This window comes from Stenotrophomonas sp. 82F1, assembly GCF_056861525.1.
This window is the reverse complement of the sequence record NZ_JBSPUD010000005.1, coordinates 122,010-146,341: the sequence shown is the minus strand read 5'-3', so window position 1 is coordinate 146,341 and position 24,332 is coordinate 122,010. Positions and strand designations below refer to the sequence as shown.

General features: G+C 67.0%; 29 protein-coding genes. 17 read left to right on the top strand and 12 right to left on the bottom strand.

Translation table 11 applies throughout. The features are described 5' to 3' along the window. Positions 1–73: 73 nt before the first annotated feature. A complete protein-coding gene (locus AC13GI_RS08355) occupies positions 74–1,105 on the bottom strand; it encodes a LacI family DNA-binding transcriptional regulator (protein ID WP_482996001.1) in 1,032 nt (343 codons plus the stop codon). A 113-nt stretch (positions 1,106–1,218) separates the two neighbouring features. Between AC13GI_RS08355 and AC13GI_RS08350 the strand changes: the two genes are divergently transcribed. From AC13GI_RS08350 to AC13GI_RS08320, 7 genes are all read left to right on the top strand, one after another. Next, entirely contained in the window at positions 1,219–1,611 is a 393-nt protein-coding gene (locus tag AC13GI_RS08350; protein ID WP_482996000.1) for a hypothetical protein, read from the top strand. Positions 1,612–1,805: 194 nt separating this feature from the next. Then, positions 1,806–2,387: a single-stranded DNA-binding protein gene (locus AC13GI_RS08345; protein ID WP_482996037.1), complete on the top strand. Its 582-nt coding sequence runs from the start codon at positions 1,806–1,808 to the stop codon at positions 2,385–2,387. A 78-nt stretch (positions 2,388–2,465) separates the two neighbouring features. Further along, positions 2,466–3,338, top strand: a complete 873-nt coding sequence (locus AC13GI_RS08340) for a hypothetical protein (protein ID WP_482995999.1) — start codon at positions 2,466–2,468, stop codon at positions 3,336–3,338. A gap of 213 nt (positions 3,339–3,551) precedes the next feature. Then, complete coding sequence (locus AC13GI_RS08335) at positions 3,552–4,442, top strand: hydroxypyruvate isomerase family protein (RefSeq protein WP_482996036.1); 891 nt, start codon at positions 3,552–3,554, stop codon at positions 4,440–4,442. Between the two features lie 26 nt (positions 4,443–4,468). Continuing rightward, positions 4,469–6,154: a GMC oxidoreductase gene (locus tag AC13GI_RS08330; RefSeq protein WP_482995998.1), complete on the top strand. Its 1,686-nt coding sequence runs from the start codon at positions 4,469–4,471 to the stop codon at positions 6,152–6,154. Then, positions 6,154–6,729 carry a gluconate 2-dehydrogenase subunit 3 family protein gene (locus AC13GI_RS08325; protein ID WP_482995997.1) on the top strand — a complete coding sequence of 192 codons (576 nt, stop codon included), beginning with the start codon at positions 6,154–6,156 and terminating at the stop codon, positions 6,727–6,729. Before AC13GI_RS08330 ends, AC13GI_RS08325 begins: the two co-directional genes overlap by 1 nt. Then, on the top strand, positions 6,714–7,487 hold the full coding sequence (locus AC13GI_RS08320) for a 3-keto-disaccharide hydrolase (RefSeq protein WP_482995996.1): 774 nt from the start codon (positions 6,714–6,716) through the stop codon (positions 7,485–7,487). The genes AC13GI_RS08325 and AC13GI_RS08320 overlap by 16 nt, the downstream gene beginning before the upstream one ends. A 10-nt stretch (positions 7,488–7,497) precedes the next feature. Here the strand turns inward: AC13GI_RS08320 and AC13GI_RS08315 are convergent, their stop codons facing one another. From AC13GI_RS08315 to AC13GI_RS08295, 5 genes are read right to left on the bottom strand one after another with little or no spacing between them, the layout of a single operon-like run. Beyond that, complete coding sequence (locus AC13GI_RS08315) at positions 7,498–7,785, bottom strand: c-type cytochrome (RefSeq protein ID WP_380656748.1); 288 nt, start codon at positions 7,783–7,785, stop codon at positions 7,498–7,500. 28 nt (positions 7,786–7,813) lie between these two features. Beyond that, positions 7,814–8,680 carry a sugar phosphate isomerase/epimerase family protein gene (locus tag AC13GI_RS08310; RefSeq protein WP_482995995.1) on the bottom strand — a complete coding sequence of 289 codons (867 nt, stop codon included), beginning with the start codon at positions 8,678–8,680 and terminating at the stop codon, positions 7,814–7,816. Positions 8,681–8,699: 19 nt separating this feature from the next. After that, positions 8,700–9,824: a Gfo/Idh/MocA family protein gene (locus tag AC13GI_RS08305; protein ID WP_482995994.1), complete on the bottom strand. Its 1,125-nt coding sequence runs from the start codon at positions 9,822–9,824 to the stop codon at positions 8,700–8,702. 12 nt (positions 9,825–9,836) lie between these two features. Further along, on the bottom strand, positions 9,837–11,054 hold the full coding sequence (locus AC13GI_RS08300) for a nucleoside permease (protein ID WP_180163866.1): 1,218 nt from the start codon (positions 11,052–11,054) through the stop codon (positions 9,837–9,839). A 27-nt stretch (positions 11,055–11,081) separates the two neighbouring features. Further along, entirely contained in the window at positions 11,082–12,134 is a 1,053-nt protein-coding gene (locus AC13GI_RS08295; RefSeq protein WP_482995993.1) for a sugar phosphate isomerase/epimerase family protein, read from the bottom strand. A gap of 95 nt (positions 12,135–12,229) precedes the next feature. Here AC13GI_RS08295 and AC13GI_RS08290 point away from each other — a divergent pair, with 95 nt between their 5' ends. Further along, the gene (locus AC13GI_RS08290) at positions 12,230–13,237 is read left to right on the top strand and encodes a LacI family DNA-binding transcriptional regulator (RefSeq protein ID WP_482995992.1); all 1,008 of its coding nucleotides are present in this window, start codon (positions 12,230–12,232) and stop codon (positions 13,235–13,237) included. Between the two features lie 40 nt (positions 13,238–13,277). On the opposite strand, the gene AC13GI_RS08285 is transcribed toward AC13GI_RS08290, so the two are convergent. The 4 genes from AC13GI_RS08285 to AC13GI_RS08270 all read right to left on the bottom strand — a co-directional run bounded on the left by AC13GI_RS08285 (position 13,278) and on the right by AC13GI_RS08270 (position 15,694). Continuing rightward, a complete protein-coding gene (locus AC13GI_RS08285) occupies positions 13,278–13,670 on the bottom strand; it encodes a DoxX family membrane protein (protein WP_180163872.1) in 393 nt (130 codons plus the stop codon). A gap of 135 nt (positions 13,671–13,805) precedes the next feature. Next, on the bottom strand, positions 13,806–14,828 hold the full coding sequence (gene arsB / locus AC13GI_RS08280; protein ID WP_482996035.1) for an ACR3 family arsenite efflux transporter: 1,023 nt from the start codon (positions 14,826–14,828) through the stop codon (positions 13,806–13,808). A 14-nt stretch (positions 14,829–14,842) separates the two neighbouring features. Beyond that, positions 14,843–15,349: an arsenate reductase ArsC gene (locus tag AC13GI_RS08275; RefSeq protein WP_482995991.1), complete on the bottom strand. Its 507-nt coding sequence runs from the start codon at positions 15,347–15,349 to the stop codon at positions 14,843–14,845. A 15-nt stretch (positions 15,350–15,364) separates the two neighbouring features. Beyond that, positions 15,365–15,694 (bottom strand): ArsR/SmtB family transcription factor, encoded by a 330-nt coding sequence (locus tag AC13GI_RS08270; protein WP_380656688.1) that lies wholly within the window; start codon positions 15,692–15,694, stop codon positions 15,365–15,367. Positions 15,695–15,711: 17 nt separating this feature from the next. Here AC13GI_RS08270 and arsH point away from each other — a divergent pair, with 17 nt between their 5' ends. The 6 genes from arsH (at position 15,712) to AC13GI_RS08240 (ending at position 20,949) form a co-directional block, all read left to right on the top strand. Continuing rightward, on the top strand, positions 15,712–16,443 hold the full coding sequence (gene arsH, locus AC13GI_RS08265) for an arsenical resistance protein ArsH (RefSeq protein ID WP_482995990.1): 732 nt from the start codon (positions 15,712–15,714) through the stop codon (positions 16,441–16,443). 88 nt (positions 16,444–16,531) lie between these two features. Next, a complete protein-coding gene (locus AC13GI_RS08260) occupies positions 16,532–17,557 on the top strand; it encodes an AI-2E family transporter (RefSeq protein WP_099819337.1) in 1,026 nt (341 codons plus the stop codon). Between the two features lie 55 nt (positions 17,558–17,612). Continuing rightward, a complete protein-coding gene (locus AC13GI_RS08255) occupies positions 17,613–19,355 on the top strand; it encodes a GGDEF domain-containing protein (RefSeq protein ID WP_482995989.1) in 1,743 nt (580 codons plus the stop codon). Between the two features lie 72 nt (positions 19,356–19,427). Continuing rightward, complete coding sequence (locus tag AC13GI_RS08250; RefSeq protein ID WP_482995988.1) at positions 19,428–19,871, top strand: hypothetical protein; 444 nt, start codon at positions 19,428–19,430, stop codon at positions 19,869–19,871. 11 nt (positions 19,872–19,882) lie between these two features. Continuing rightward, positions 19,883–20,383, top strand: coding sequence for a GNAT family N-acetyltransferase (locus AC13GI_RS08245; RefSeq protein WP_380656674.1), 501 nt, complete (start codon positions 19,883–19,885; stop codon positions 20,381–20,383). Positions 20,384–20,517: 134 nt separating this feature from the next. After that, the gene (locus AC13GI_RS08240) at positions 20,518–20,949 is read left to right on the top strand and encodes a pyridoxamine 5'-phosphate oxidase family protein (RefSeq protein ID WP_482995987.1); all 432 of its coding nucleotides are present in this window, start codon (positions 20,518–20,520) and stop codon (positions 20,947–20,949) included. Between the two features lie 42 nt (positions 20,950–20,991). On the opposite strand, the gene AC13GI_RS08235 is transcribed toward AC13GI_RS08240, so the two are convergent. Continuing rightward, positions 20,992–22,377 (bottom strand): DUF2867 domain-containing protein, encoded by a 1,386-nt coding sequence (locus tag AC13GI_RS08235; RefSeq protein WP_482995986.1) that lies wholly within the window; start codon positions 22,375–22,377, stop codon positions 20,992–20,994. Positions 22,378–22,388: 11 nt separating this feature from the next. Continuing rightward, positions 22,389–22,700 carry a metalloregulator ArsR/SmtB family transcription factor gene (locus AC13GI_RS08230; protein WP_025873922.1) on the bottom strand — a complete coding sequence of 104 codons (312 nt, stop codon included), beginning with the start codon at positions 22,698–22,700 and terminating at the stop codon, positions 22,389–22,391. Positions 22,701–22,831: 131 nt separating this feature from the next. Here AC13GI_RS08230 and AC13GI_RS08225 point away from each other — a divergent pair, with 131 nt between their 5' ends. From AC13GI_RS08225 to AC13GI_RS08215, 3 genes are all read left to right on the top strand, one after another. Continuing rightward, positions 22,832–23,425 (top strand): NMCC_0638 family (lipo)protein, encoded by a 594-nt coding sequence (locus AC13GI_RS08225; protein WP_099819342.1) that lies wholly within the window; start codon positions 22,832–22,834, stop codon positions 23,423–23,425. A 186-nt stretch (positions 23,426–23,611) separates the two neighbouring features. Further along, the gene (locus AC13GI_RS08220; protein ID WP_059063423.1) at positions 23,612–24,079 is read left to right on the top strand and encodes a DUF2975 domain-containing protein; all 468 of its coding nucleotides are present in this window, start codon (positions 23,612–23,614) and stop codon (positions 24,077–24,079) included. Further along, on the top strand, positions 24,079–24,303 hold the full coding sequence (locus AC13GI_RS08215) for a helix-turn-helix domain-containing protein (RefSeq protein ID WP_099819343.1): 225 nt from the start codon (positions 24,079–24,081) through the stop codon (positions 24,301–24,303). Before AC13GI_RS08220 ends, AC13GI_RS08215 begins: the two co-directional genes overlap by 1 nt. Positions 24,304–24,332: the final 29 nt, after the last annotated feature.

Here is a 24,332-nt window from a genome sequence, read left to right as displayed (position 1 = left end):
CGAGCCCATGCTCGGCTGCCGTTGGCTTTGCTTCTCATGCATTTTGCCGAGCATGGCTCGGCACTACAGGAGGCTAGGCGCGCAGCGACGACTCGCGCACCACCAGCTTCACCGGAATACTCTGGCCTTCCACCGGCTGCCGGCCGATCAGCGCCAGCAGCTTCTCCACCAGCAGCTGGCCGGCCTGCTTGGTGTCCTGCTGCACGGTGGTCAGTGGCGGCGACACCGAGGCCGCCAGCGGGATGTCATCAAAGCCGGTCACCGCCACGTCCTGCGGCACCCGCAGGCCCTGCTCGCGCAGGGCGCGCACCGCGCCGATGGCAATCAGGTCGCTGGCCGCGCAGACCGCATCAATGGAGCGGTCCTGCGCCAGCAGCGCCAGGCAGGCCTCGTGTCCGGACGCCTCGGTGGTGATGGCATCGTGTTGTAGCGCCGGATCGGCGACCAGACCGTGCGCACGCAGCGCTTCGACGTGGCCGCGATAGCGCTCCTCGAATTCCGGGTAGTGGCTGGACGCATGGCCGAGGAACGCGATGCGGCGGCAGCCCTGTTGCAGCAGGTGGACGGTGATGTCATGCCCGCCCTGGAAATTGTCGCTGCCGATCGACACGCCAGGCTGGCCGGGCAGGGCCGCGCCCCAGCGCACGAAGTGGGTGCCTTGCTCCACCAGCCGCTGCAGGCGGTCGCGCGACTCGTGGTAGTCGCCGTAGCCGAGCAGGATGATGCCATCGGCCTTGTTGCTGTCTTCGTAATCGGCCTGCCAGTCGGTGGACAGCTGCTGGAAGGACACCAGCAGGTCCTGACCGTGCAGCGCGCAGGCGCGGGTGATCGAGCCCAGCATCGAGTGGAAGAACGGGTTGATCAGCGAGTCGTCATTGGTCGGGTCCTCGAAGAACAGCAGGGCCAGGGTGCCGGCATTGCGCAGGCGTAGGCTGGAGGCGTTCTTGTCGACCTTGTAGTTCAGCTCGCGGGCGATGCGCAGGATGCGCTCGCGGGTCTCGGCGTTGACCATCGGGCTGCCGCGCAGGGCCCGCGACACCGTGGGCTGGGAGACCCCGGCCAGGTGGGCGATGTCCAGGGAGGTGGCTTTGCCTTTGATGGTCATGGGGGCCGGAAGGGGGATGATCGGGGAATGATGCCATGGGTGGGCGGCGGTGCTGCTGGCCGGCGCTTGGCCCCGGCTGCCACACTGGGTGGCATCACCGTTGGAGCTGCGCTGTGACGTATCGCCTGTACCCGGTCGCCGATGACTTCGAGGCCCGCATCCGGATCCTGCGAGCTGATGAAGGCGGTCGCCTCAGCCCGCCGAGGAACGGCATCCGCTGGGATTTCGCCTACGCCGAGCGATCGGGCGAGCTGGAGCTGTTCATGATCTGGCCCGACTTCGTGCTGCCCAGCGGCGACAGCTGGGCCTGCGATGTGTCGCTGCCGGTGGAGCAGATGCTGCTGGCGAGGATGTCGGTGCTGAATGACACGCTGCGGCTACAGGTCCATCGGCCACGGATCCGGCCTGGCCTGCGCTTCCACTGCCATGAGGGGCCGAAGGTGGTCGCGGTGGGGGAGGTCACCCGCATCACCGGCCTGGATCGGGCGCGGCCTGCCGGCGCCTGAGCCGCGCCTGCCGGACCTCGATCGCGGCTGGATCCGACGCGGATCGAGCGATTTTCCGACGGGGTGGGGCTGGCAGGAATGGTAAGATGACCCGTTCCGATATCCCCATTCTCAACCGTGGGCGGTCCAGCGTATCGGCACCCCGCTGGGTGTGCTATCACTGGAGCAGCCCCGGACAACGGAAGAACCCATCTATGGCGCGCGGCATCAACAAAGTCATCCTGGTCGGCAACCTCGGCAACGACCCGGACGTGAAGTACACCCAGGGCGGCATGGCGATCACCCGTATCAGCCTGGCCACCACCAGCGTCCGCAAGGACAAGGATGGCAACCAGCAGGAGCGTACCGAGTGGCACCGCGTGGTGTTCTTCGGCAAGCTCGGCGAGATCGCCGGCGAGTACCTGCGCAAGGGCAGCTCGGTGTATGTCGAAGGCAGCCTGCGTTACGACAAGTACACCGGCCAGGACGGCGTGGAGAAGTACTCCACCGACATCATCGCCGACGAAATGCAGATGCTGGGCGGCCGCGGTGAAGGCGGCGGCGGTGGCGGCGGTGGCAACTTCAGCGGCGGCGAGCGTCCGCAGCGCCAGCAGGCCCCGCGCCAGGAGTACGGCGGCGGTGGCGGTGGCGGCGGCAACGCGCGTGGCGGCCAGGGCGGTGGTTACAACCAGGGCGGCAACCAGGGCGGCGGCTACGGCCAGCAGCGTCCGCAGCAGCAGCCGCAACAGTCGGCGCCGCCGATGGACGACTTCGCTGACGACGATATTCCGTTCTGATTCCCGCCAGGCTCCGGCCTGCAGAACCCCGGCAAGGCCCAGCGCCTGCCGGGGTTTTTTGTTGTAGCGTGGGCGCACATGACGCCTTTCCGCATTGCCACCGTGGCCCTGCTGCTGATTCTCGGCGGCTGCGGCGACGCCGGTAGCGGCGCTGGTCAGCGCGAAGCGCCTGCGGTCGCGCCACCGGGTCTGCCTGCGACGGTGTCGCGCACTCCGCATTTCATCATCCACAGCTCAGCGACCCCGGAACAGACCGCTGCGGTCGGCATGGCCGTGGAAGCGCTGCACCGGTCCTATGCCATGACCGTGGGGCAGCACGGCACCGCCGGGTCCTTTCAGTTGGTGCTGTATCGCGATCAGGCCGACTTCAAGGCACACAACCGCAGCAGCCCATGGGCCGAGGCGTATTACCGTCGACCCCTTGCCTTTGCCTACCCGGGCGAGGGCGACGCACCCCATCAGTGGATGCTGCATGAAGTGACCCATCAGCTGCTCGCCGAGGCCAGTGGCCTGGCGCCGCAGCGCTGGATGAACGAAGGCATGGCCTGTTACTTCGGCGCCAGCCGGCTTTCAGACGGAACGCTGCACGCGGGAGCGCCGGACCCGGCCAGCTATCCGGTCTGGTGGCTGGGCGAACTGCGGTTCGACAGTGCCGGGCGCCCCAGCCTCGAAAATGCGCTGCTGCCCACCCTGCGCCAACTCGTGGAGGACAGCGGGCCGCCGGTCGCCGAGCATGTGAACGGCTATTACCTGGCGTGGTGGAGCCTGGTCCACTTCCTGATGGAGGGCGATGGCCAGGCCCATCGTCGGCAAGCCCTGCTGCTTCTGCACCGTCGTGGAGATCCTGCGGCATTCCAGCAGCTGATCGGCAGCTATGCGGAATTCGAGCCGCGCTGGCATCAACACCTGCGCGCGCTGGCCCGAACGCGGGATGCACGCGAAACGCCTTGAGCCACGCGCCTTCGTTCGCGACGCATCGGTGCGCCGCGTACCTGCATCCGCCCGGCTGCGGTAATGCCGGAATCGGCCTTGCCGTTGTGCCCCGCAGCATCGGCTTTCGTGCACTGCGACTTGCAAACAGACAATTTCCTCCCCTATGGTGCAATCGATTGCATTGCGGCGAAATCGTCAGTGTTTGATACCGGTTGGGAGGCCGGAAGGTGGATGTCCATCCATTCGATCAGACCAAGCCCGGGGCTCACGCGGCGCGATGCGCTGCGCATCGCGGTTGCCGGCAGTCTCGGCCTCGGCGCTGCGGCCGTTCTGCCTGCGTTTGCAGTCACTGCGCCGCTCAAGGGCAACCTGAAGCATTCCGTGGCCCGCTGGACCTTCCCGCAGCTGTCGGTCGCCCAGCTCTGCCAGACGGTGAAGGGCATCGGTTTTGCCGCCATTGACCTGGTGGGCCCGGAGGATTGGCCCACGCTGAAGGCCCATGGCGTATACAGCTCGATGTGCAACGGCGCCGAGTTGGGTCTCACCAAGGGCTTTGCCGGCCGCGAGTTCCACGACCAGCTGGTGGAGCGCTATACGCGGCACATCGATCTGGTCGCCGATGCCGGCTATCGCAATCTCATCTGCTTTTCCGGCAACCGCAACGGCATGGACCCGCAGGAGGGCATGGCCAACGCCGAGGCTGGCCTCAAGCGCATCCTTGGGCATGCCGAGAAACGTGGCGTGGTGCTGGTGATGGAGCTGCTCAACTCCAGGGTCGATCATCGCGACTACCTGTGCGACCACTCCGCATGGGGCGTGGCGCTGTGCCAGCGGCTTGGCTCGGACAACTTCGGCCTGCTGTACGACATCTACCACATGCAGATCATGGAGGGCGACATCATCGCCACCATCGGCAGGCACCACGCCTGCTTCAAGCATTACCACACCGCCGGCGTGCTTGGACGGCATGAGATCGGGGACCAGCAGGAGCTTAATTACCCCGCCATCTGTCGCGCGATCCGCGACACCGGTTTCGATGGTTATCTGGCGCAGGAATTCATGCCTGCAGCGCCGGATCCCGTCGGCTCGCTGCGCGAGGCGATCCGCCTCTGCGACGTCTGAAACGATATCCACCAGGTGAGAGATCCATGGCAGACAATCATTACGACGCCATCGTTGTTGGCTCGGGAATCAGTGGCGGTTGGGCGGCGAAGGAATTGACCGAGAAGGGCCTGAAGGTCCTGATGCTGGAACGCGGACGCAACATCGAGCACGTCAAGGACTACGTCAATGCGATGAAGGAGCCGTGGGATTTCCCGCATCGCAATCGGCCTACACAGGCGATGAAGGCTGCCTTCCCGGTATTGATGCGCGACTACGCGCTGGCCGAGAACCTGCAGGGGATGTGGGCCGACGAACAGGAGTCGCCCTACATCGAGACCAAGCGATTCGACTGGTTCCGCGGCTACCACGTGGGTGGACGCTCGCTGATGTGGGGCCGTCAGAGTTATCGCTTCTCTGACCTGGATTTCGAAGCGAATCTGAAGGACGGCATCGCCACCGACTGGCCGATCCGCTACGCCGACATCGCCCCCTGGTACGACCATGTGGAGAAGTTCGCCGGCATCGCCGGCACGCGTGAGGGACTGGATGTGTTGCCGGACGGCGAGTTCCTGCCGCCGATTCCCTTGAACGTCGTCGAGAAGGATGTGGCCGCGCGTATCAAGAAGGCCTTCGGCGGAACGCGCCACATGATCCACTCGCGTACCGCCAACATCACCAAGCCCATGCCCGAGCAGGGCCGCGTCAACTGCCAGTACCGCAACAAGTGCATCCTGGGCTGTCCCTTCGGCGCCTACTTCTCGACCCAGGCAGCGACGCTGCCGGCGGCGATGAAAACCGGCAACCTGACCCTGCGGCCCTTCTCGATCGTCAAGGAAGTGCTCTACGACAAGGACCGCAAGCGTGCGCGCGGCGTGGAGGTCATCGACGCAGAGACCGGGCAGACCTACCAGTACACCGCCAAGGTGATCTTCCTCAACGCGTCCTCCTTCAACTCGACCTGGCTGCTGATGAACTCGGCCACCGATGTGTGGGAAGGCGGGCTGGGCTCTTCGTCCGGCGAGCTAGGGCACAACGTGATGGACCATCATTTCGGTGCTGGCGCCTCCGGCCGGGTCGAGGGCTACGAGGACAAGTACTACTTCGGGCGTCGTCCCTGCGGTTTCTACATTCCGCGGTTCCGCAACGTCGCTGCCGACAAGCGCGGCTACCTGCGTGGCTTTGGCTACCAGGGCGGTGCCAGCCGCACCGGCTGGTCGCGCGAGATCGCCGAACTGAACATCGGCGCCGACCTGAAGGAGGCGCTGACCGTGCCGGGTGACTGGCGCATCGGCATGACCGGCTTCGGCGAAATGCTGCCGCACCACGACAATACGATCCGCCTGGATCGGGACCGCAAGGATAAGTGGGGGCTGCCGGTGCTGGCGATGGACGTAGCCATGCGCGCCAACGAACTGGCGATGCGCAAGGACATGGCCGCCGATGCCGCCGAGATGCTGGAGGCGGCTGGCGTCAAGGACGTGGAGATGCACGACAACGACTACGCCCCGGGCAAGGGCATCCATGAGATGGGGACCGCGCGCATGGGCCGTGACCGCAGGACGTCCGTGCTGAACCAGCACAACCAGGTATGGGATGCGCCCAACGTCTATGTGACCGACGGTGCCTGCATGACCTCCAGCGCCTGCGTGAATCCGTCACTGACCTACATGGCGTTGACCGCGCGCGCCGCCGACCACGCCGTGCGCGAACTGAAAGCGGGGAACCTCTGATGGACCGCCGCGAACTGCTGAAGATGATCGTTGCCGCCACCGGTGCGGCGATGGTCGGCCTGCCTGCGCTTGTCCATGGGCAGGCGCCTGCTGCCGGTACGGAGCGCCACTTCTCCGACGCCGATGTCGGCACGCTGGACGAGATCGCCGAGACCATCCTGCCGCGGACGAAAACGCCGGGGGCGAAGGACGCAGGCGCCGGTGCGTTCATGGCGACCTTCGTCAGCGACTGCTACACCGCCCGGCAGCAGGCGACATTCCGCGCCGGCCTGGCCGATATCGACAAACGCGCCGGTGGCCGCTTCGTTTCACTTGCGCCGCAGGCCCGAACCGAGCTGCTGCGCGCGCTGGATGCAGAGGCCAGGAAGCACGCGGTCGAGGTGACCGAAACCGGCACGGCCGAGGCAGGAGAGCCGATGCCGCATTACTTCACGATGTTCAAGCAGCTCACCATCTTCGGTTTCTTCACCTCCAAGGTCGGCGCGACCGAAGTGCTGCGTTACGTCGCGGTGCCGGGCCGCTATGACGGCGACCTCGCCTATGTTCCCGGCACACCTGCATGGGGGACCGGCTGATGGAAAGCGCCATGATGATCCGCCCGCTGTTGCTTGCGGCCGGCCTGCTGGCTGCTGCACCAGCGTTCGCACAGGCCGGTGCCGATCCCGCGCGCGATCCGAAGAAGACCGAGGTGTGGACGCCTGTGCCCGCAGTCGTGGCCACGGCTGCGGGCAAGGCCCCGTCCGACGCGATCGTGCTGTTCGATGGCAAGGACGTTTCCGCCTGGGAGTCGGAGCAGGGCGGGCGTGTGCCCTGGGCCGTAGCCGATGGCGCCATGACCGTCGTCCCGGGCAGCAAGGGCATCCGCACCAGGCAACGCTTCTGCGACATCCAGCTGCATGTCGAATGGCGCACGCCCACCGATACGAAGGGCTTCGATGGCCAGAACCGGGGCAACAGCGGCATCTTCCTGCAGGAACTGTATGAGCTGCAGGTGCTCGACAGCTACAACAACCCGACCTATGCCAACGGCCAGGCGGGCTCGATCTACAAGCAGGCCATGCCGTTGGTGAACGCCTCGCGTGCACCGGGCGAGTGGCAGGCCTACGACATCCTCTGGAAGGCGCCGCGCTTCTCGCCGGGTGGCGGGCTCACCTCGCCCGCACGTATCACCGTGCTGCACAACGGCGTGCTGGTGCAGGACGATACCGTGCTGGCGGGCAAGACCGAATACATCGGCGCGCCTTCGTACGCGCCACATGCGTGTGCGCCCATCTATCTGCAGGAGCATGATTCCAAGGTCAGCTACCGCAACATCTGGGTGCGCGAGTTGTAACGGCGGCCTGCTACTTCGCCAGGAAGCTGGTGATGTCGTCGATCTCCTGTTGTGACAGCTGAGCGAAGGGCGGCATCAATCCGCCGCCCTTCCTGATCTTGTCCTTGATCTGCGCCGGTTGCAGGCGCTTGCTGACGTCGGTGAGCGCGGGGAATGCGCCCGGCATGCCTGCGCGGTCGGCGCCGTGGCAGGCCGTGCAGTTCGCGGCGTAGAGCTTGGCACCGGCGGCAGGGTCGTCCTTGCACCACGCGCTGGTCGCAAGCGTTGCGCCACATGCCATCACAGCCAGTTTCAGCATCGTCTTCAAGAAGGGGCTCCTTTGCGGGCTAGCGCTGCGCGCTGGCGGGCAGGGTGACGGTCAGGTGTTCACGCAGGTAGTCCGCGCCGGTCTGGATGACCTTGGCCGGGTCGCGCGGCTGGTCGTGCTCGACGATGTACCAGTGCACGCCGGCAGCGGCTGCGGCAGGCAGGATGGTCTTCCAGTCCAGCACGCCCTGGCCCACGGCGGCGAAGCCACCCTCGTCTTCGGCTTGGCCCTTGGGTGCGTTGTCCTTGGCGTGTACCGCGAACAGCCGACCGCGGAACGTTGCCAGCATCACCGCCGGATCGAGGCCCGCACGGGCGACCCAGGCCAGGTCCAGCTCGGTCTGCAGGTCGGGCCCGGCGGCTGCGAACAGCAGTTCCAGGCCGGTCCTGCCATTGAAATCGACCAGCTCGAAATCGTGGTTGTGGTAGGCCAGGCGCATGCCTTTGGCACGTACCTGTTTCGCGATCCTGCCAAGCTCCTGGCCCAGTGCGGTCCAGCCCGCGGCGTCTGTTGGCCGATCCTTCGCATCCAGGTAAGGCACCACCAGCGTGGTGTTGCCGATCGACCGGTTGAAGGCCACCACGCCATCCAGGTCCTTGCGCAGCTCGGCCAATGGCACGTGCGACGAAATCGCCTTGATCGAATACCGGTCCAGCAACTGCTTCAGTTCGGTGGCGCTGACGCCCTGCGTGCCCACCGTTTCCACCGCGTGCACGCCGGCGTCGTGGACGATCTTCAACTGCTGGTCGAGCGGGCCGGCGTTGCGCAGCGTGTACATCTGCACCGCGATCGGCTTCTGCGGGCCCGGAGCTTCGAGTGCCAAGGCAGGCAGGGCAGCGAGCAGCAGCAGTGCGAGGGTCGCAGCTCTACGAACAGGGATGTTCATCAACAGATCCTCCGGGGATTCAACCGATGGCGGTCCAGGCGCGCGTCCTGGCCGATGCAATGACACGATCGACAATCTGCGCCGAGCGAACGCCGTCTTCGAAGGTGGGCAGGCCCTCAGGCCGCTCGCCTTCGATGGCGCGATAGGTATCAGCAACAAATGCTTCGAAACAATGGCCGTAGCCCTGCGCGTGCCCGGCCGGCAACAGCGACAACCGGCGCTGTTCGGCACTACCGGCCCCGGGACCACGCACGAAGACTTCCTCGCGCTGCTCGGGCAGGCCGATCCACAGGCGCTCGGCGTCTTCCTGGTTGAACGCCACGCTGGCCCTGGCGCCATCGATCTCGAACCAGAGGCGGTTGTGGCGCCCCGCCGAGACCTGGCTGACCGTCAACGACGCGAGCGTGCCGGCACCGGTCCGGAACATGGCCGCCGCCACGTCCTCACTCGCCACCGCCTGCATCGCGCCGCCGGCCACCGCTGTGGTGAAGCTCTGCCCGGTGTCGGTGCTGCGTTGTGCGATCACCGTGTCGAACGCCGCGCTGACCTCGGTGAAACGCTCGCCGCTGACCCATTCCACCAGGTCGCACCAGTGCGAGCCGATGTCGGCGAACACGCGCGATGTACCGCCCAGTGCCGGGTCCACGCGCCAGTTGTTGCTGGCCGGGTCCAGCAGCCAGTCCTGCAGGTAGCTGCCATGGATCAGGTGCAGCGGCCCCAGTTCGCCCTGCGCGATGCGTGCACGCGCCTCGCGGACCACCGGGTGGTAGCGGTAGACGAAGGGCACCGTGGCGATCAGTCCGGTCGAGGCAGCCAGTGCCGCCAGCGCCTGCGCATCCTCCAGCGTGGTCGCCAGCGGCTTCTCGCAGACCACGTGCTTGCCGGCCTGCAGTGCGGCCTGGACCATGGGATGGTGCAGATGGTTGGGCGTGCAGATGTGCACGACCTGCACCTGTGGATCGGCGACCACCTCCTCGATGTCCCGATAGGCACGCGGAACACCCCACGACTGCGCCACCTCAAGCGCGCGTTGCGGGGAGGAGGCGGCCACGCCACGGATATCGGCGCCGGCCAGCAGTGCCGCGCGGCGATGCACGGCAGCGATCATGCCCGTGCCGACGATGGCGATTCCAGGTGTGGGCATCGGTCGAGATCCTCAGCGAGTGGAAGGCGCGGCCGCGACCACCGGCCGGTCGCGGAACAGCAACAGGAAGGCGATCAGCACGACCAGCGCGACGCCTGCGGGGAACAGCCAGATCCGTTGCCAGTCCGGGCCCGCCGCGGTGGTGTAGTGCTCCACCACCGCGCCGGACAGGAACGTGCCGATCAACATGCCCACGCCGTACGTGGCCAGGGTGATGAAGCCCTGCGCGCTGCTGCGCGCGGCGGGGCCGGCATGCGCATCGGTATAGATCTGTCCGGTGACGAAGAAGAAGTCGTAGCAGATGCCGTGCAGCACGATGCCGATCACCAGCAGCGAGAAGCCGCCACCCGCATCGCCAAAGGCGAACATGGCGTAACGCACCACCCATGCGGCCATGCCGACCGCCAGCATCGTCTTCACCCCCAGCCGCACGAACAGGAACGGCATGGCCAGCATCAGCAGCACTTCGGAGACCTGCCCCAGGGATTGCAGGCCGGCCGCGCCGCGCACGCCCAGATCATTGAGATAGGGGTTGGTGAAGTTGTAGTAGAACGACAGCGGGATGCAGATGGCGATGGAGGCCAGGAAGAACACCAGATACGAGCGCGATTTCAACAGCCGCAGCGAATCCAGCCCCAGGATCTGCCCCAGCCCAGCATCGCGCTGCTGCGCCAACGGTGGTGTGTGCGGCAGGGTGAACGCGTACAGACCGAGGGCCAGCGACGCCATCGCCGCCATCCGGAAGGTCAGTTCGAGCCGATGCGCCTGCTCCCAGCCCAGCCAGCCGATCAGCACGCCGGCCACGATCCAGCCGATGCTGCCGGCCACGCGCACCGGGGGGAATTGCTTCTCGGGCGACTGCATGTGCCGCATCGCCACGCTGTTGGCCAATGCCAGCGTCGGCATGAACAGCAGCATGTAGCCCATCACGCAGCCGAAGAACGTGTTGAAGTCCGTCGCTGTGGACGCCAGCCACATCAGCGCCGCGCCGGCCAGGTGAAGTACCGCGAGGATGCGCTGCGCCGCGAAGTAGCGATCAGCGATCAGGCCGACCAGGAAAGGGGCCACGATGGCGCCGATCGATTGGCTGAGGAAGGCCGTCGCCACCTGGCTTGCGCTGGCCTGCAACGGGCCCTGCACCAAATAGGTGCCGAGGGTCACGAACCACGCGCCCCAGATGAAGAACTGCAGAAACATCATCGCGCCCAAGCGCGACATCGCGTGCGTCATGGCTTGCCCTCCCGGGGCGGTAATGGCTCAGATTCCCAGCATGCGGTGCAGTGATTGCGGGTCCGTGCCGCTGTCGGCGAAATCATCAAAGGCGCGCTCGGTCACGCGGATGATGTGGTCGCGGATGAAGGGAGCACCCTCGCGCGCGCCGTCTTCCGGGTGCTTCAGGCAGCACTCCCACTCCAGCACTGCCCAGCCGGGAAAGTCGTACTGCGCGAACTTCGAGAAGATCGCCTTGAAGTCGATCTGGCCATCGCCGAGCGAGCGGAATCGGCCGGGACGATCGATCCAGTCCTGGTAGCCGCCATACACGCCACTGCTGGCACTGGCGTGGTACTCCGCATCCTTGACGTGGAAGATGCCGATGCGGTCGTGGTAGCGGTCGATGAAGCCGAGGTAGTCCATCTGCTGCAGCAGCAGATGGCTGGGGTCGTACAGGATCTTCGCGCGGGGATGGTGGTCCACCACGTCGAGGAAGCGCTCGAAGGTCGCCCCGTCGTGCAGGTCCTCGCCCGGGTGGATCTCGAAGCACAGGTCCACGCCGCACGCGTCGAACGCATCCAGGATGGGGCGCCAGCGGCGGCCAAGTTCGGCGAAGGCTTCTTCCACAAGACCAGGCGGGCGTTGCGGCCAGGGGTAGAAGTAGGGCCAGGCCAGCGCGCCGGAGAACGTGGCATGCGCGGTCAGGCCCAGGCGCTGGCTGGCCTTGGCGGCCAGCAGCAGCTGCTGCACCGCCCAGGCCTGGCGAGCGACAGGATCACCGCGTTTGTCCGGTGGCGCGAATCCGTCAAACAGCGCGTCATAGGCGGGATGGACGGCGACCAGCTGCCCCTGCAGGTGGGTGGACAGCTCGGTGATCTGCACGCCATGTCCGGCCAGCATGCCGGCAATGTCGTCGCAGTACGCCTGGCTGCGCGCCGCCTCGGCCAGATCGAACAGGTGGGGCGCGCTGGTCGGCACTTGTAGGCCAGAATAGCCCAGCCCCGCGGCCCAACCAGCCAGCGTGTCCAGCCGATCAAAAGGAGCTGTGTCGCCGATGAACTGCGCCAGGAACAGCGCTGGACCCTTGAGCGTCTTCAACGTGATTCGCCCTCGATGCAATCGATTGCATTATCCTAGCAGGGGCTCACGCAAGACCTGTTGTGCACTGCACAGCGGACAGGAGAACTAACGCCATGGCGACCATCTACGACATCGCAAAGCACGTCGGCGTCTCAGCCGGGACGGTGTCGCGGGCACTTTCCCGGCCGGACAAAGTCCTGCCCGCCACGCGCACGCGCATCGAACAGGCTGCTGCGGCGCTGGGCTATGTTCCCAACACGGTGGCGAGGACGCTCAAGACCCAGCGCAGCGGCAAGATCCTGGTCACCGTGCCGGACATCGCCAATCCATTCTTCGCGCAGATCCTGCAGGGTGCGGAGGACGCGGCGCAGGCCGTCGGCTACGCCGTCCTGCTGGGCGATACCCAGAACCTGCCCGAGCGGGAGGAGCGCTACGCGCAGATGCTCCGGCGCAACGAAGCCGATGGCCTGATCGTGCTGGGGCATCGCCTGCCGCCGACGGCGCGCGATATCGTCGAGCAACGGGGTGTCGCCGCGCCGGTGGTCAACGGTTGCGAGTTCGATCCCGCGCTGGGCATTCCCAGCGTCCACATCGACAACGCCGCCGCCGCGCGCGCGGTGATGGAACACCTGTACGGCCTGGGGCATGAGCGGATCGCCGTGGTAGGCGGGCCGCCCGACAATCCGCTGCACACGCAGCGACTGGAAGGGGTCCGGGCTGCCGGCAGGGCGCGTGGCCGCCTGCGCCACCTCAGCGTCGTGCCGGGTGACTTTTCGGTGGAATCCGGCCATGCGGCCGCGATGGCACTGTTGGCCGTCGCGCCGGCGCCCACCGCGATCTTCTGCTTCAGCGACCAGATGGCGCTGGGCACCCTGGCAGCCTGCCGCGATCTGGGCGTCCGCGTGCCCGATGACCTGTCCATCGTCGGCTTCGATGACCTGGCGTCATCGCGTTACCTGACGCCTCCGTTGACGACCATCAGGCAGCCGATGCGGGAGATCGGCGAGCGCGCGGTCAACCTGCTGCTCGCCATCATCGAACAGGTCGACGTGCCGCGTCAGCAGACCCTGGAGTTCAGCCTGATGGTGCGGGGCTCGACGGCATCGCCGAAGAAGGGGTGAGGGCAATGGCGGCGCGGCATGATGCCGCGCCTTCGCTGCCTCAAGGCCTGCCGCGCTTCGCGTCCACGCTGTAGCGCCCTGGACCGCTGCACGCCAGCAGCAGGAAACCGCCGGCGATGGCCAGATTCTTCAGGAACATGATCTGCTGCACCTGGTCTGCCAGCTGGTGGTGGAAGATGAAGGCCGTGACCAGGCTGAAGGCGGCCAGCACCGCTGCCACTGCCCGGGTCTGGAAGCCGAACAGGATGCACAGGGCCGTGCCGATCTCAAACAGGATGGTGGGCCACAGCAGGATGCCGGGAAGACCCATCGCCGTCATGTAGCCCTGTGTTGCCGCCGGGTCGGACAGCTTGCCCAGGCCCGATACCAGGAACAGCAGCATCAGCAACACGCGGGCGGCCAGCTTCGCAAGGGAGTGAAGCGATGTGTTCACGGCAACGTCCTCAGGGTGGGCAGCGTGGATGGCGGTCGAGAACCTGTGTGGGCATCGAAGCCCATCACGGGTGAAGTCGGTGTTGAGGCCTGCTGTGCTGGAAGCCTGCGGACAGGCGTACGGTGCGTCCCTGCCTCAGCGTCGCTCATACCACCCGCGCGACGCATTGACGATGCGCACCACCGACAGCATCACCGGCACTTCGATCAGCACGCCGACCACCGTCGCCAGTGCCGCACCGGAATGCACGCCGAACAGGCCCACGGCGGTGGCCACGGCCAGTTCGAAGAAGTTGCTGGCGCCGATCAGCGCCGAGGGTCCGGCCACGCAATGGGCGACCCCCAGGCGGCGGTTCAGCAGGTAGGCCAGCCCCGAGTTGAAGTAGACCTGGATCAGGATCGGTACCGCCAGGATGGCGATGACCAATGGCTGCCGCACGATCTGCTCGCCCTGGAAGCCGAACAGCAGCACCAGCGTCAGCAGCAGCGCCAGCAGCGAAACCGGCCCCAGCGTTCGTAGTGCGGACTGCAGGCCGGCCTGCCCCCTGCGGGCCAGCAGCCAGCGCCGCAGCAGTGCGGCCACCAGCACCGGCGCGATGATGTACAGCGACACCGACAGCAGCAGCGTGTCCCACGGCACGCTGATCGCCGACAGGCCCAGCAGCAGTGCCACCACCGGTGCATAGGCCACCACCATGATGGCGTCGTTCAACGCCACCTGGCTGAGGGTAAAATTGGCATCGCCGCGGCACAGGTTGCTCCACACGAACACCATGGCGGTGCAGGGCGCCGCTGCCAGCAGGATCAGCCCGGCGATGTAGCTGTCGACCTGTGCGGCGGGCAGCGCATCGGCAAACACGTGGCGCAGGAACAACCAGCCCAGCAGTGCCATCGAGAACGGCTTGACCGCCCAGTTGATGAACAACGTCACGCCGATGCCTTTCCAGTGCTGGCCGAGCTGGCGCATCGCACTGAAATCGACCCGCAGCAGCATCGGGATGATCATCAACCAGATCAGCACGGCGATGGGCAGGTTGACCTTGGCCACCTCCGCCGACGCCAGCGCAGCGAATGGCTGCGGCAGCGCGTGGCCAAGCAGGGTGCCGGCGACGATGCACAGCGCCACCCACAGCGTCAGGTAGCGCTCGAACAACCCCATCGGTGCCGGCGCGCTCACGCCTGGCCGTCCTCGGGTTGCACGAAACCGATGCGATCCAGCGCGTCTTTCAACTGTCCGCGGTCGGACCAGGTGGCTGCGGGCAATGCCAGCAGGGCCAGCAACCGTGCCTTGACGATGGCATGTGCCTGCGCGAACGCGGCCGCCTTGTCATCCGCGCTGCCCTCGACGGCGGCCGGATCGGGCAAGCCCCAGTGCGCACGCACGAAGTCGCCGAACACCACCGGGCACGCCTCGGCCGCTGCGGCATCGCAGACCGTGATCACCAGGTCCATCGGCGCGCCATCGGCGAACTCGTCCCACGATTTGCTGCGCAGGCCTGCGGTAGGGATGCCCTCGGCCTGCAGCTGGGCAAGGGCGAATGGATTGACCGCGCCGGCCGGCTGGCTGCCGGCGCTGAACACCTCGAAGCGGTGGCTGGCCCACGCCCGCAGCGTGGCTTCGGCTAGAACACTGCGGGCGGAATTGCCCGTGCACAGGAACAGGACGCGTTGGGTGGTCACGAAGCGGATCTCCGGTCAGCAGGCGCAATCAGGGGACGTCGGGCTGCAGGCCGGGTCGGGCGAGCCGGCGCAGCAGTTGTGGGTGAGGTACTCGATCAGGCCGGTCATGGCGCTGAAGTTGGCGCGGTAGCAGACGTTGCGGCCCTGGCTCTCGCTCTCGACCAGTCCGGCCTGCAGCAGCTCCTTCAGGTGGAAGCTGAGCGTGGCCGGCGGTACCTGCAGGGCGCTGCCGATGTCGCCGGCCATGCGGCCAGCCGGGCCGGCCTCCACCAGCAAGCGGAAGGCGGCCAGGCGGGTGGCATGGCCAAGGGCGGTGAGGGCGGCGATTGCATTCTTCGTTTCCATATTTCTAGAATAGTCGAATGAATGAATCCATCGCAAGTGCCACCCTCCCGAACCTGGCCGACGCCTCGCTTCCCCAGCCCGACCCGGCCCTGCTGGGCGCCGGCCGCACGCACCCGCCCCGCATCCTGCTGCTGTATGGCTCGCTGCGCCCGCAGTCGTTCAGCCGCAAGCTGGCGCTGGAGGCCGAACACCTGCTGCGCCACCTCGGCTGCGAGACCCGGGTGTTCGATCCGCATGCGCTGCCCATGCTCGACAGCGTCGGCGCCGATCATCCTGAAGTGCAGCGCCTGCGCGCGTGGTCGCAATGGTCCGAAGGCCAGGTCTGGATCAGCCCGGAGCGCCATGGCACGGTCACTGGCGTGTTCAAGAACCAGATCGACTGGCTGCCGCTGGAAGATGGCAGCGTGCGCCCGACGCAGGGCAGGACGCTGGCGGTGATGCAGGTCAGTGGCGGTTCGCAGTCGTTCAACACGGTCAACACACTGCGCGTGCTGGGGCGGTGGATGCGCATGCTGACCATCCCCAACCAGTCGTCGGTGGCCAAGGCCTGGCAGGAGTTCGACGAGAACGGGCGGATGAAACCCTCGGCGTACTACGACCGGGTGGTGGATGTGATGGAGGAACTGGTCAAGTTCACCTTGCTCACGCGTGATCGTTCGGACTACCTGGTGGATCGCTACAGCGAGCGCAAGGGTGATCAGCAGGCGGCCGCACTGGCACGTTCGGCAGGGGCGGTGGTCGCACGTTGACGGCAGGCGGCGGCCGCAGGGACGGGCGCGTGCGCGGGCGCATCACCTCAATCCACTACCATGGGCCACCCCACCAGGATGTGCCCCGATGTCGCTCGTCATCCCGACCCTGCCCAAGCCTCCCGCCGCACGCATCGCCGCTTGGCTGATGATGCTGCTGGGCATGTGGCTGGCACTGAAGCTTGGCCTGGTGGTGACCCTGCTGTCGGGCTTGCTGGTGTTCCAGCTGACCCATGTGCTGGCCTCCACCGTGGAAGGCAAGCTGCGTCCCGGGCGGGCGCGGGCGATCGCAGTGATCGTGCTGTCGGCGGTGATCATCGGCGTGCTGGTGCTGGCCGGTATCGGCGTGGCGGCGTTCTTCCGCAACGAGACTGGTGGCCCTGACGTGCTGCTGGCGCGGTTGATGGACATCCTCAACACCTCCCGGCACCAGGTGCCGGCGCTGCTGCAGCCCTACATCCCTGAAGACCTGACGGCGCTGCGTGCGGCCGTCAACGACTGGGCCGCCGAACACCAGCGCCAGCTGGGCGTGGCCGGCACGTCAGTGGTGCAGGTGGGGGTGCGCGTACTGATCGGCATGGTGCTGGGCGCGATGATCGCGCTGTACGACGAACTGCCGCTGCCGAAGATGGGCCCGCTGGCGCAGGAACTGATCGGCCGCACCAGCCGCCTGGCCACCGCGTTCCGCCAGGTGGTGTTCGCGCAGGTGAAGATCTCGCTGCTCAACACCGTGTTCACCGCCATCTTCCTGCTGGGCGTGCTGCCGCTGTTCGGCGTGCACCTGCCGCTGTCGAAGACGCTGGTGCTGATCACTTTCCTGGCAGGCCTGCTGCCGGTGGTGGGCAACATCATCTCCAACACCATCATCGCCATCGTCGCGCTGTCGGTGTCGTTCTATGTGGCCGTGGCTGCGCTGCTGTACCTGGTGGTGATCCACAAGCTGGAGTACTTCCTCAACGCGCGCATCGTCGGCGGCGAGATCCAGGCGCGCGCCTGGGAACTGCTGCTGGCCATGCTGGTGATGGAAGCGGCGTTCGGCCTGCCCGGGCTGGTGGCTGCGCCGGTGTTCTACGCCTACGTGAAGCGCGAACTGGTGGACCAGCGCTGGATCTGACCCAACTTCACGCGGGTGCGGCGCTACACTGATCCGCACGCCAGGGGGTACATCGATGGGCCGCAGGGCATCGCCAAACGGACTGCAGACCTGGCTCTGGATCCTCGGTGGCCTGTTCGTGCTGTGCACGCTGCCGCTGATGGCCATTGCGCTGGTGCAGGGCACGCAGCGCCACACCGAAGCCGAGGCCAACCTGGTCAGCCTGCAGCAGCTGCGGCTGACCTTCGAGCTGGCCAATCTGGTGTCGGCCGAGCGTGGACCGGCCAACAGCCTGCTCGGCGCCGACAGCGCCGATGCGCAGGAGCAGCGCCGACTGGCCGCACAGCTGGCGGTCGCCCGGCAGCGGGTGGACGCAGCGACGCAGCACCTGCAGAGCGTGTTCCAGACCGATCCGCGGGTGGTGGACGAAACACCGCGCCTGCATGAAGCGCGGCGGCGGCTGCAGACCGCGCGCGCTGCGGTGGACCGGGTTGCCGCGTTGCCCAGAGGTGAGCGCTCGGCAGAGGAGGTGGAGCACGCGATCAACAGCATGTTCGCGGTGTACGACCGGCTGCAGGCGCTGACGTCGGTGCAGATCAGCGATCTGGCCGCCGCCGATCGCGAAGCCGCGATTCCTGCCATGCAGGGGCAGATCCTGATCGATCTGCGCGAACACGGTGGCCGCTTGGCATCGAACGTGATGGCGCCGCTGGCGGTGCCCGGCGCGTGGCGGGAGCCACAGGTGCGCGCCGCGCAGCAGACCGAAGGGCGCCTGCTGGAGCTGTGGCGGTTGGCCGCCAGCCACGAGTCGGTGTTCCGCAGCGAGCCGACGCTGTCCTGGCACTGGGACATGGCGCGCCGCCAGTTCTTCGGCCAGTCGCTGCCGATGGTGGAACAGCTGATCGACGATGGTCGGCGCGGCGTATCGCCCCCCTGGACGGCGGCCGAGTTCACCGCGCGCTACGTGCCCACCCTGCAATCGCTGGAAGCGCTGCGCGATGGTTACCTTGGCGTTTCGATCGCGCGCTTCGAGCACACCCGCAACAAGGAGGCAGTACGCCTGGCTGTGCTGGCCGCCACTGCATTGGGGACGTTGCTGCTGCTTGCGCTGGCGCTGCGCATTGCCCACGTACAGATCCTGCGGCCGTTGCTGCAGGCGCAGGCGCAGGTGATCCAGATCGCCTCGGATACGCCGGGTGCGGAGCAGCACGCCACTCATCCGATGGCGGAAATGCAGCGCCTGTTCGATGCCATCGAGGTGCTGCGGGCGAAGTCGCACCAGCGCTCGGCATTGACCCGTGAGCTGCGCGAGCTGGCCGATACCGATCAGCTGACCGGCCTGTTGAACCGACGCTCGCTGGAGGAACGGGTGCGACGGCGGCATGCCGATGGGAGCACGCAGGCGGTGGTGATTCTGCTGGACGTGGATCATTTCAAATCGATCAATGATGGGCAGGGCCATGCGGCCGGTGACGATGTGCTGGTGCAGGTGGCGCAGCTGCTGCGCAGCCACCTGCGCCGCAACGACAGCGTCGCCCGCTACGGCGGTGAGGAATTCCTGGTGCTGCTGGCCGACGGTGATCTGGCCAGTGGACGGCAGCTGGCCGAGTCGCTGCGGGTGGCACTGCGCGGCAAGGACATCGTGCTGAGCAGCAGCGACATCCTGCGGGTCACCGCCAGCTTCGGTGTTGCCCAGGGCACGCTTGACCCGATCGGCTGGCATGCGCTGGTACGTGCCGCCGACACGGCCATGTACGCGGCCAAATCACTTGGCCGCGACCGTGTGCAGGTGGCCACGGGTGGGCGTGCGCCGCGCTGAGGAAGGCCTTGTTCATCGCCAGCGCACGCGTTCCTGCCTAGACTGGCCGCTCGTCTGCCGGAGGAGTACGCCATGACCCTGCGTTCCGTTGTGACTGCCACGCTGGTGGCGGGCCTGTTCGCTGGCTGCGCCAGCAGCGCACCGCAACGCGATGCTGGCGCCGATGCGCCGCGTCATCCTTCGATCGCCGCCGATGCCAGCCCGGTGCCAGCCTTTACCGGTGGTGGCGAAGGCTGGTCCATCGAGATCGCCTCCACCGGCAAGGGCAATCACGATGCCACGCTCACCGTTGCTGGCCGCAGCAGCGCAGGCACGCTGCGCTACCTCGGCCAACCGGCCGGTGCGCCCGGTTCGTTGACGGTGCTCAACGGTGAGTTGGGCAAGCAGCCGACCATTGTTGAGATCAAGCGCGAGCCCTGCCGCAACGCCGAAGGCGTGGATACATCGGCCAGCGTGCAGGTGACGGTTGCAGGCCAACCGCAGCGCCGGGGCTGCGGCTTCCTGGCCGTGTACTGACCGACGCACGCATGATCGACATCCCGTTGCTGGAAACACCGCGCCTGCGCCTGCGCGCGCAATGCCTGGACGACTTCCCGGTGTATGCCGCGTTCCTGGCCTCGCCGCGCGCGCGCGGCATGGGCGGGCCGTTCGGGGAGGTCGCTGCGTGGGGACAGTTCTGTCACGACCTCGCCAGCTGGCATCTGTTCGGTCACGGTGCCTTGATGATCGAGCGCCGCGACACGGGCGAGTGCATCGGCCAGGTGGGCATCAACCACGGCCCGCTGTTCCCGGAACAGGAACTGGGCTGGCTGCTGTACGCCGGGCAGGAAGGGCAGGGGTTCGCCAGCGAAGCGGCGGCGGCGCTGCGTGATTGGGCATTCGTGGTACGAGGGCTGCCGACCCTGGTCAGCTACATGGCAGCGGACAACCACGCTTCGCAGGCCGTGGCGGTTCGCCTTGGTGGCGTGCTGGATGGGGCGGCCGTGCGCAGCGATCCGGACGATCTGGTGTTCCGCTATCCGCGTTGACGGTTGAAGGTCACTGCAGCGCGAGCGCAGAAACACCGCTCGGATCACTGCGTGAAGAAACCGACAGCAGCCATCCACGCCTCGGTCACCGCGCTGGGCAGACGCTGGGCGCCCACCTTTCGAAGGAACTACCCATGACCACGCTCACCCTGCCCGAACTGGCCAAGAAGATGGCCGGCATCGATTTCACCATGCTGCAGACCCACGCCAATGGCCAGATCGCCGGGCGCCCGATGAGCAACAACGGCGATGTGGACTACGACGGCGACAGCTGGTTCTTCACCATGGAAGACACCGACATGGTGCGCGAGATCAGCGCCGACCCGAACGTGGCATTGGGTCTGACCGGCAGCAAGTCGCTGCTGGGCAAGCCGCCGCTGTTCGTGCACGTGCAGGGCAGGGCAACGCTGATCCGCGATCGCGGCACGATGGCCCAGCACTGGGTGAAGGACCTGGAGCGGTGGTTCGAACAGGGCGTGGATACGCCGGGGCTGGTGCTGATCCACGTACACGCCAGCCGCATCCATTACTGGGATGGCGAGGACGAAGGCGAGATCGTGGTCTGATCGCGGGGGCCGCACAGGGCCCCTGCACATTGCTGCCCCAGCTCAGGAGTGTGCAGGCGCGCCGGACCACGCTGCCAGTTCCGGCGCCAGCGCATGTTCCACTGCGCGGCGCAGCAGTGCCGGGGCCACGTAATGCCGGTGCGCGCTGTCGATCATGGCCATGTAGAAGCGGCCAAACGCATTGAGCGTCTGCACGCGCGAGCCCAGACTGATCTCGACCTGGCCGTCATCGTTGAACTGCACGCGCACGCTGCTGCGGAAGCGAAGATGGCGGTCGTCTGCGCCGAGCAACACTTCGGCACACCAGTCTTCCGCATCCACCTGCGCATCCAGCACCGGGAAACGCCCGCCGAAGACGCGGCTGCGGTCGGTGGACAGCAATGACGACACCGGGCAACCCAGCGGCGAGGTGCGCAGACGCAGCGGCGCGACCAGACGATTGCGCAGGGCCATCAAGCGGCCGACGCCCGCTGGCGGGTTGCGCAGGAAACCATCCAGTACGTCGGCGAGGAGGGCGGAGGCGGAGCGGTGACTGATCTGCCCGCCGTGCAGCGCCAGCACGGTCGTGTCGTTGTAGTGACTGTGCGGCAGTGCGCTGGCGAGCATCCCCTGCGTGGGCGCCGCGCTGCTGCAGACCGGGTACGCCGGCGTTGCCCGTTCCACGAATCCGCGCAGTGGCTCCAGGCTGAAGCGGCGTAGCGGCCCGAGCAACGTGCGTATCTGCACGCACAGGCGCGCGCGCAGGCTGGGTGCTGCTGCCTGCAGTGACAGCTGCAGCAACGGCGTGGCCGCCAGTGTGGTTGCGGTAGGCCAGTGCGCAGCAGGCAGCACCTCGGTCAGGCTTGGAATGTCTGCGGCGTTGGCCTGTGCTTGTACGCGTGCCTGCTCGCTCATGGCCCCGGCCAGCTCATTGCTGTGGCACGAAAGCGCGAACAGGGCAGGGTGAGCAGGACTATTCGAGGCGAACTGGTGCCAGGCGCCGCCGCCGAAGCGCACGGTGAACAGGCAATCGGGCGGGATGCGGATACGACGCAGTGACCGCAGGAAATGCGCGGGATCGTCCGCCAGCTGCCGATCGGATGCGCTGGCAAACCGCAGTTCGGCACCTGCACTGCCGGCAATGGCGGTGAACATGCGCGGCCCGGCATGGCGATGGAAGGGATGGCCGCCGGCACCCACCACGAAGCTGTACAGCGATGACGGATCGCCGTGCTGCAGGTGCATGCCGCCCAGCCGCGCCGAGGGCTCGTCCAGCGCATCGATGAAGGCCGGGTGGTGGCGCTGGCGCTGGCTGGCATCGCTGACCAGCGCATCGCCGGCACCAATGCCGAGCTGCGCGATCAGGGTGACTTCCACCGGGCCACCGCCATCCTGTGCCGGAAGCTGGATACTCGGGAACGAACGGCTGGTGCGGGTCGAACCGGGCATCGCAGTGCTCCTCAGCGGGCGGGTGTCTTGCGGCGTGCGCGCGCTTCGCGCTTCAGCGGCCCGCCGACTGGACAGACTTCGGCGGCCCAGGAAAACAGCGTGTTGGCCAAGCGGTCGGGCACCTGCCGGAAGTACACGAACTGGCCGCGCTTCTCGCGTTCGATCAGGCCGGCGTCTTCCAAGATGCGCAGGTGGCTGGACAGTGCCGGCTTGCTGAAATCGAAGCGCTCGGCCAGCTCGCCCGCGCTGAGCTCGCCGGCGCTGAGGTAGGCCAGGATCTGCCGGCGTGCGGTGGAGGCCAAGGCTTCGAAGATGCGGTCCATGGGGCCAGTTAACTAATTCGTTAACTGATGTTCTCCCTGGGGCTGGGTGATGTCAAGCGCGGGCGTGCCCGTTGCGTTCTGCCACCCGGCTTTGCCATCCTCCCCGCTGTTTTCCGTTCCCTGGAGTTCCGATGCGCCCTGCGCCCTGGCTGATGGCTGGCCTGCTGCTGCCGATCGTGGTGATGGCCCAGCCCGCGCGTGCGCCGAAAACACCCGCGCAGGATCCCTTCAGCGAACTGTTCGACACCGCCTGCATGCAGCACATCGGTGCACCGGCGCGCCTGCAGTCGCTGATGGAGGCCAACGGCCTGACGCCGTTGCAGCCGGCCGAGGCCGCTACGCTGCTGCAGGGCCAGCCGGGCATGGCGTGGATGGTGCCGTTGGCCAGTGGCCGCTATGCGGTCAGCTGGGCCGACGATGGCACCTGCACCGTGTATGCCGAGAAGGCCGACCCGGCGGTGGTGCAGAAGGGCTTCGCACGGCTGATGCAGGCCGCACCGAAGCCACTGCAGATCCGCTCGCTGCCCTCGCGCGGTCCATTGTCCGGCGACCAGGTGGCGATCCAGTACGGCTGGGCAACGCCGGGCGAAAGCAAGCTGCGCGTGCGCTTCCGGCTGGTCACCCGGCAGGCCGCCGAGGCGGGAGTGCAGGCAATGGCCTCGGCCACGCCAGGCGAGGCGATGCGCGAACAGGCCGCTCCGCCGGCATCCGCACCCGCCCGGTAACGGCGCCGGAGCGGAAGCGATTCAGCCAACAGCCTGCGGATGTGATATATCGTTTATCGATAAATCCACCCCGGGGCGGCAGGGCTGCTCCACTTCGGAGGCTGCTTGACCGCTCGTCCCGCCCGCGCCCTTCCTGCGCGCGGCTTGTTCACCCTGGCCCAGACCGCCGTGCAGGCGGTGCGCGCGATGTGCTGGCTGGGCATCCTGGCCGCGCTGCTGGCAGTGCCGCTGGTGGCCTACGACCGCAGCTGGCTGCTGGACAGCGTGCACGATGCGCAGGCGGCGGCCATGCACGGTTCGCATCTGTTCCTGCATTTCTGCGTAGGCCTGGCCGCCATCGTCGCGCTGCTGGTGCTGTGCCTGGTGTTCCTGCGCCACCTGGCGCGGCTGCTGCGGTCTGCGGCCAACGAACGCCCCTTCACCCATGCCAATGCCGTACGCCTGCAACGCATGGCCTGGCTGATGCTGGCGATGGAGGTGCTGTCGATCGTGATCGGGCTCTACGCCAGCTGGATGGGGCCGGACTTCGCCTGGATGGAGGTGGGCGGCGGCATGTCGATCACCGGCCTGGTCGCGGTGCTGATGCTGTTCGTGCTGGCGCGGGTGTTCACCGTCGGCGCAGCGATGCGCGACGATCTGGACGGTGTGATCTGATGGCGATCGTCATCACTCTGGACCGCATGCTGCAGCAACGTGGCATGACCCTGTCCGAGCTGGCCGGGCGCATCGACATCACCCTGGCCAACCTGTCGATCCTGAAGACCGGCAAGGCGCGTGCGATCCGCTTTTCCACGCTCGATGCAATCTGCCGCGAACTGCAATGCAGCCCCGGCGACCTGCTCGGGCATGACCCGACGCAGGCGCAGGATGCGGATTGACCTTCGCCTCGCCGCACACCTGCACCGCA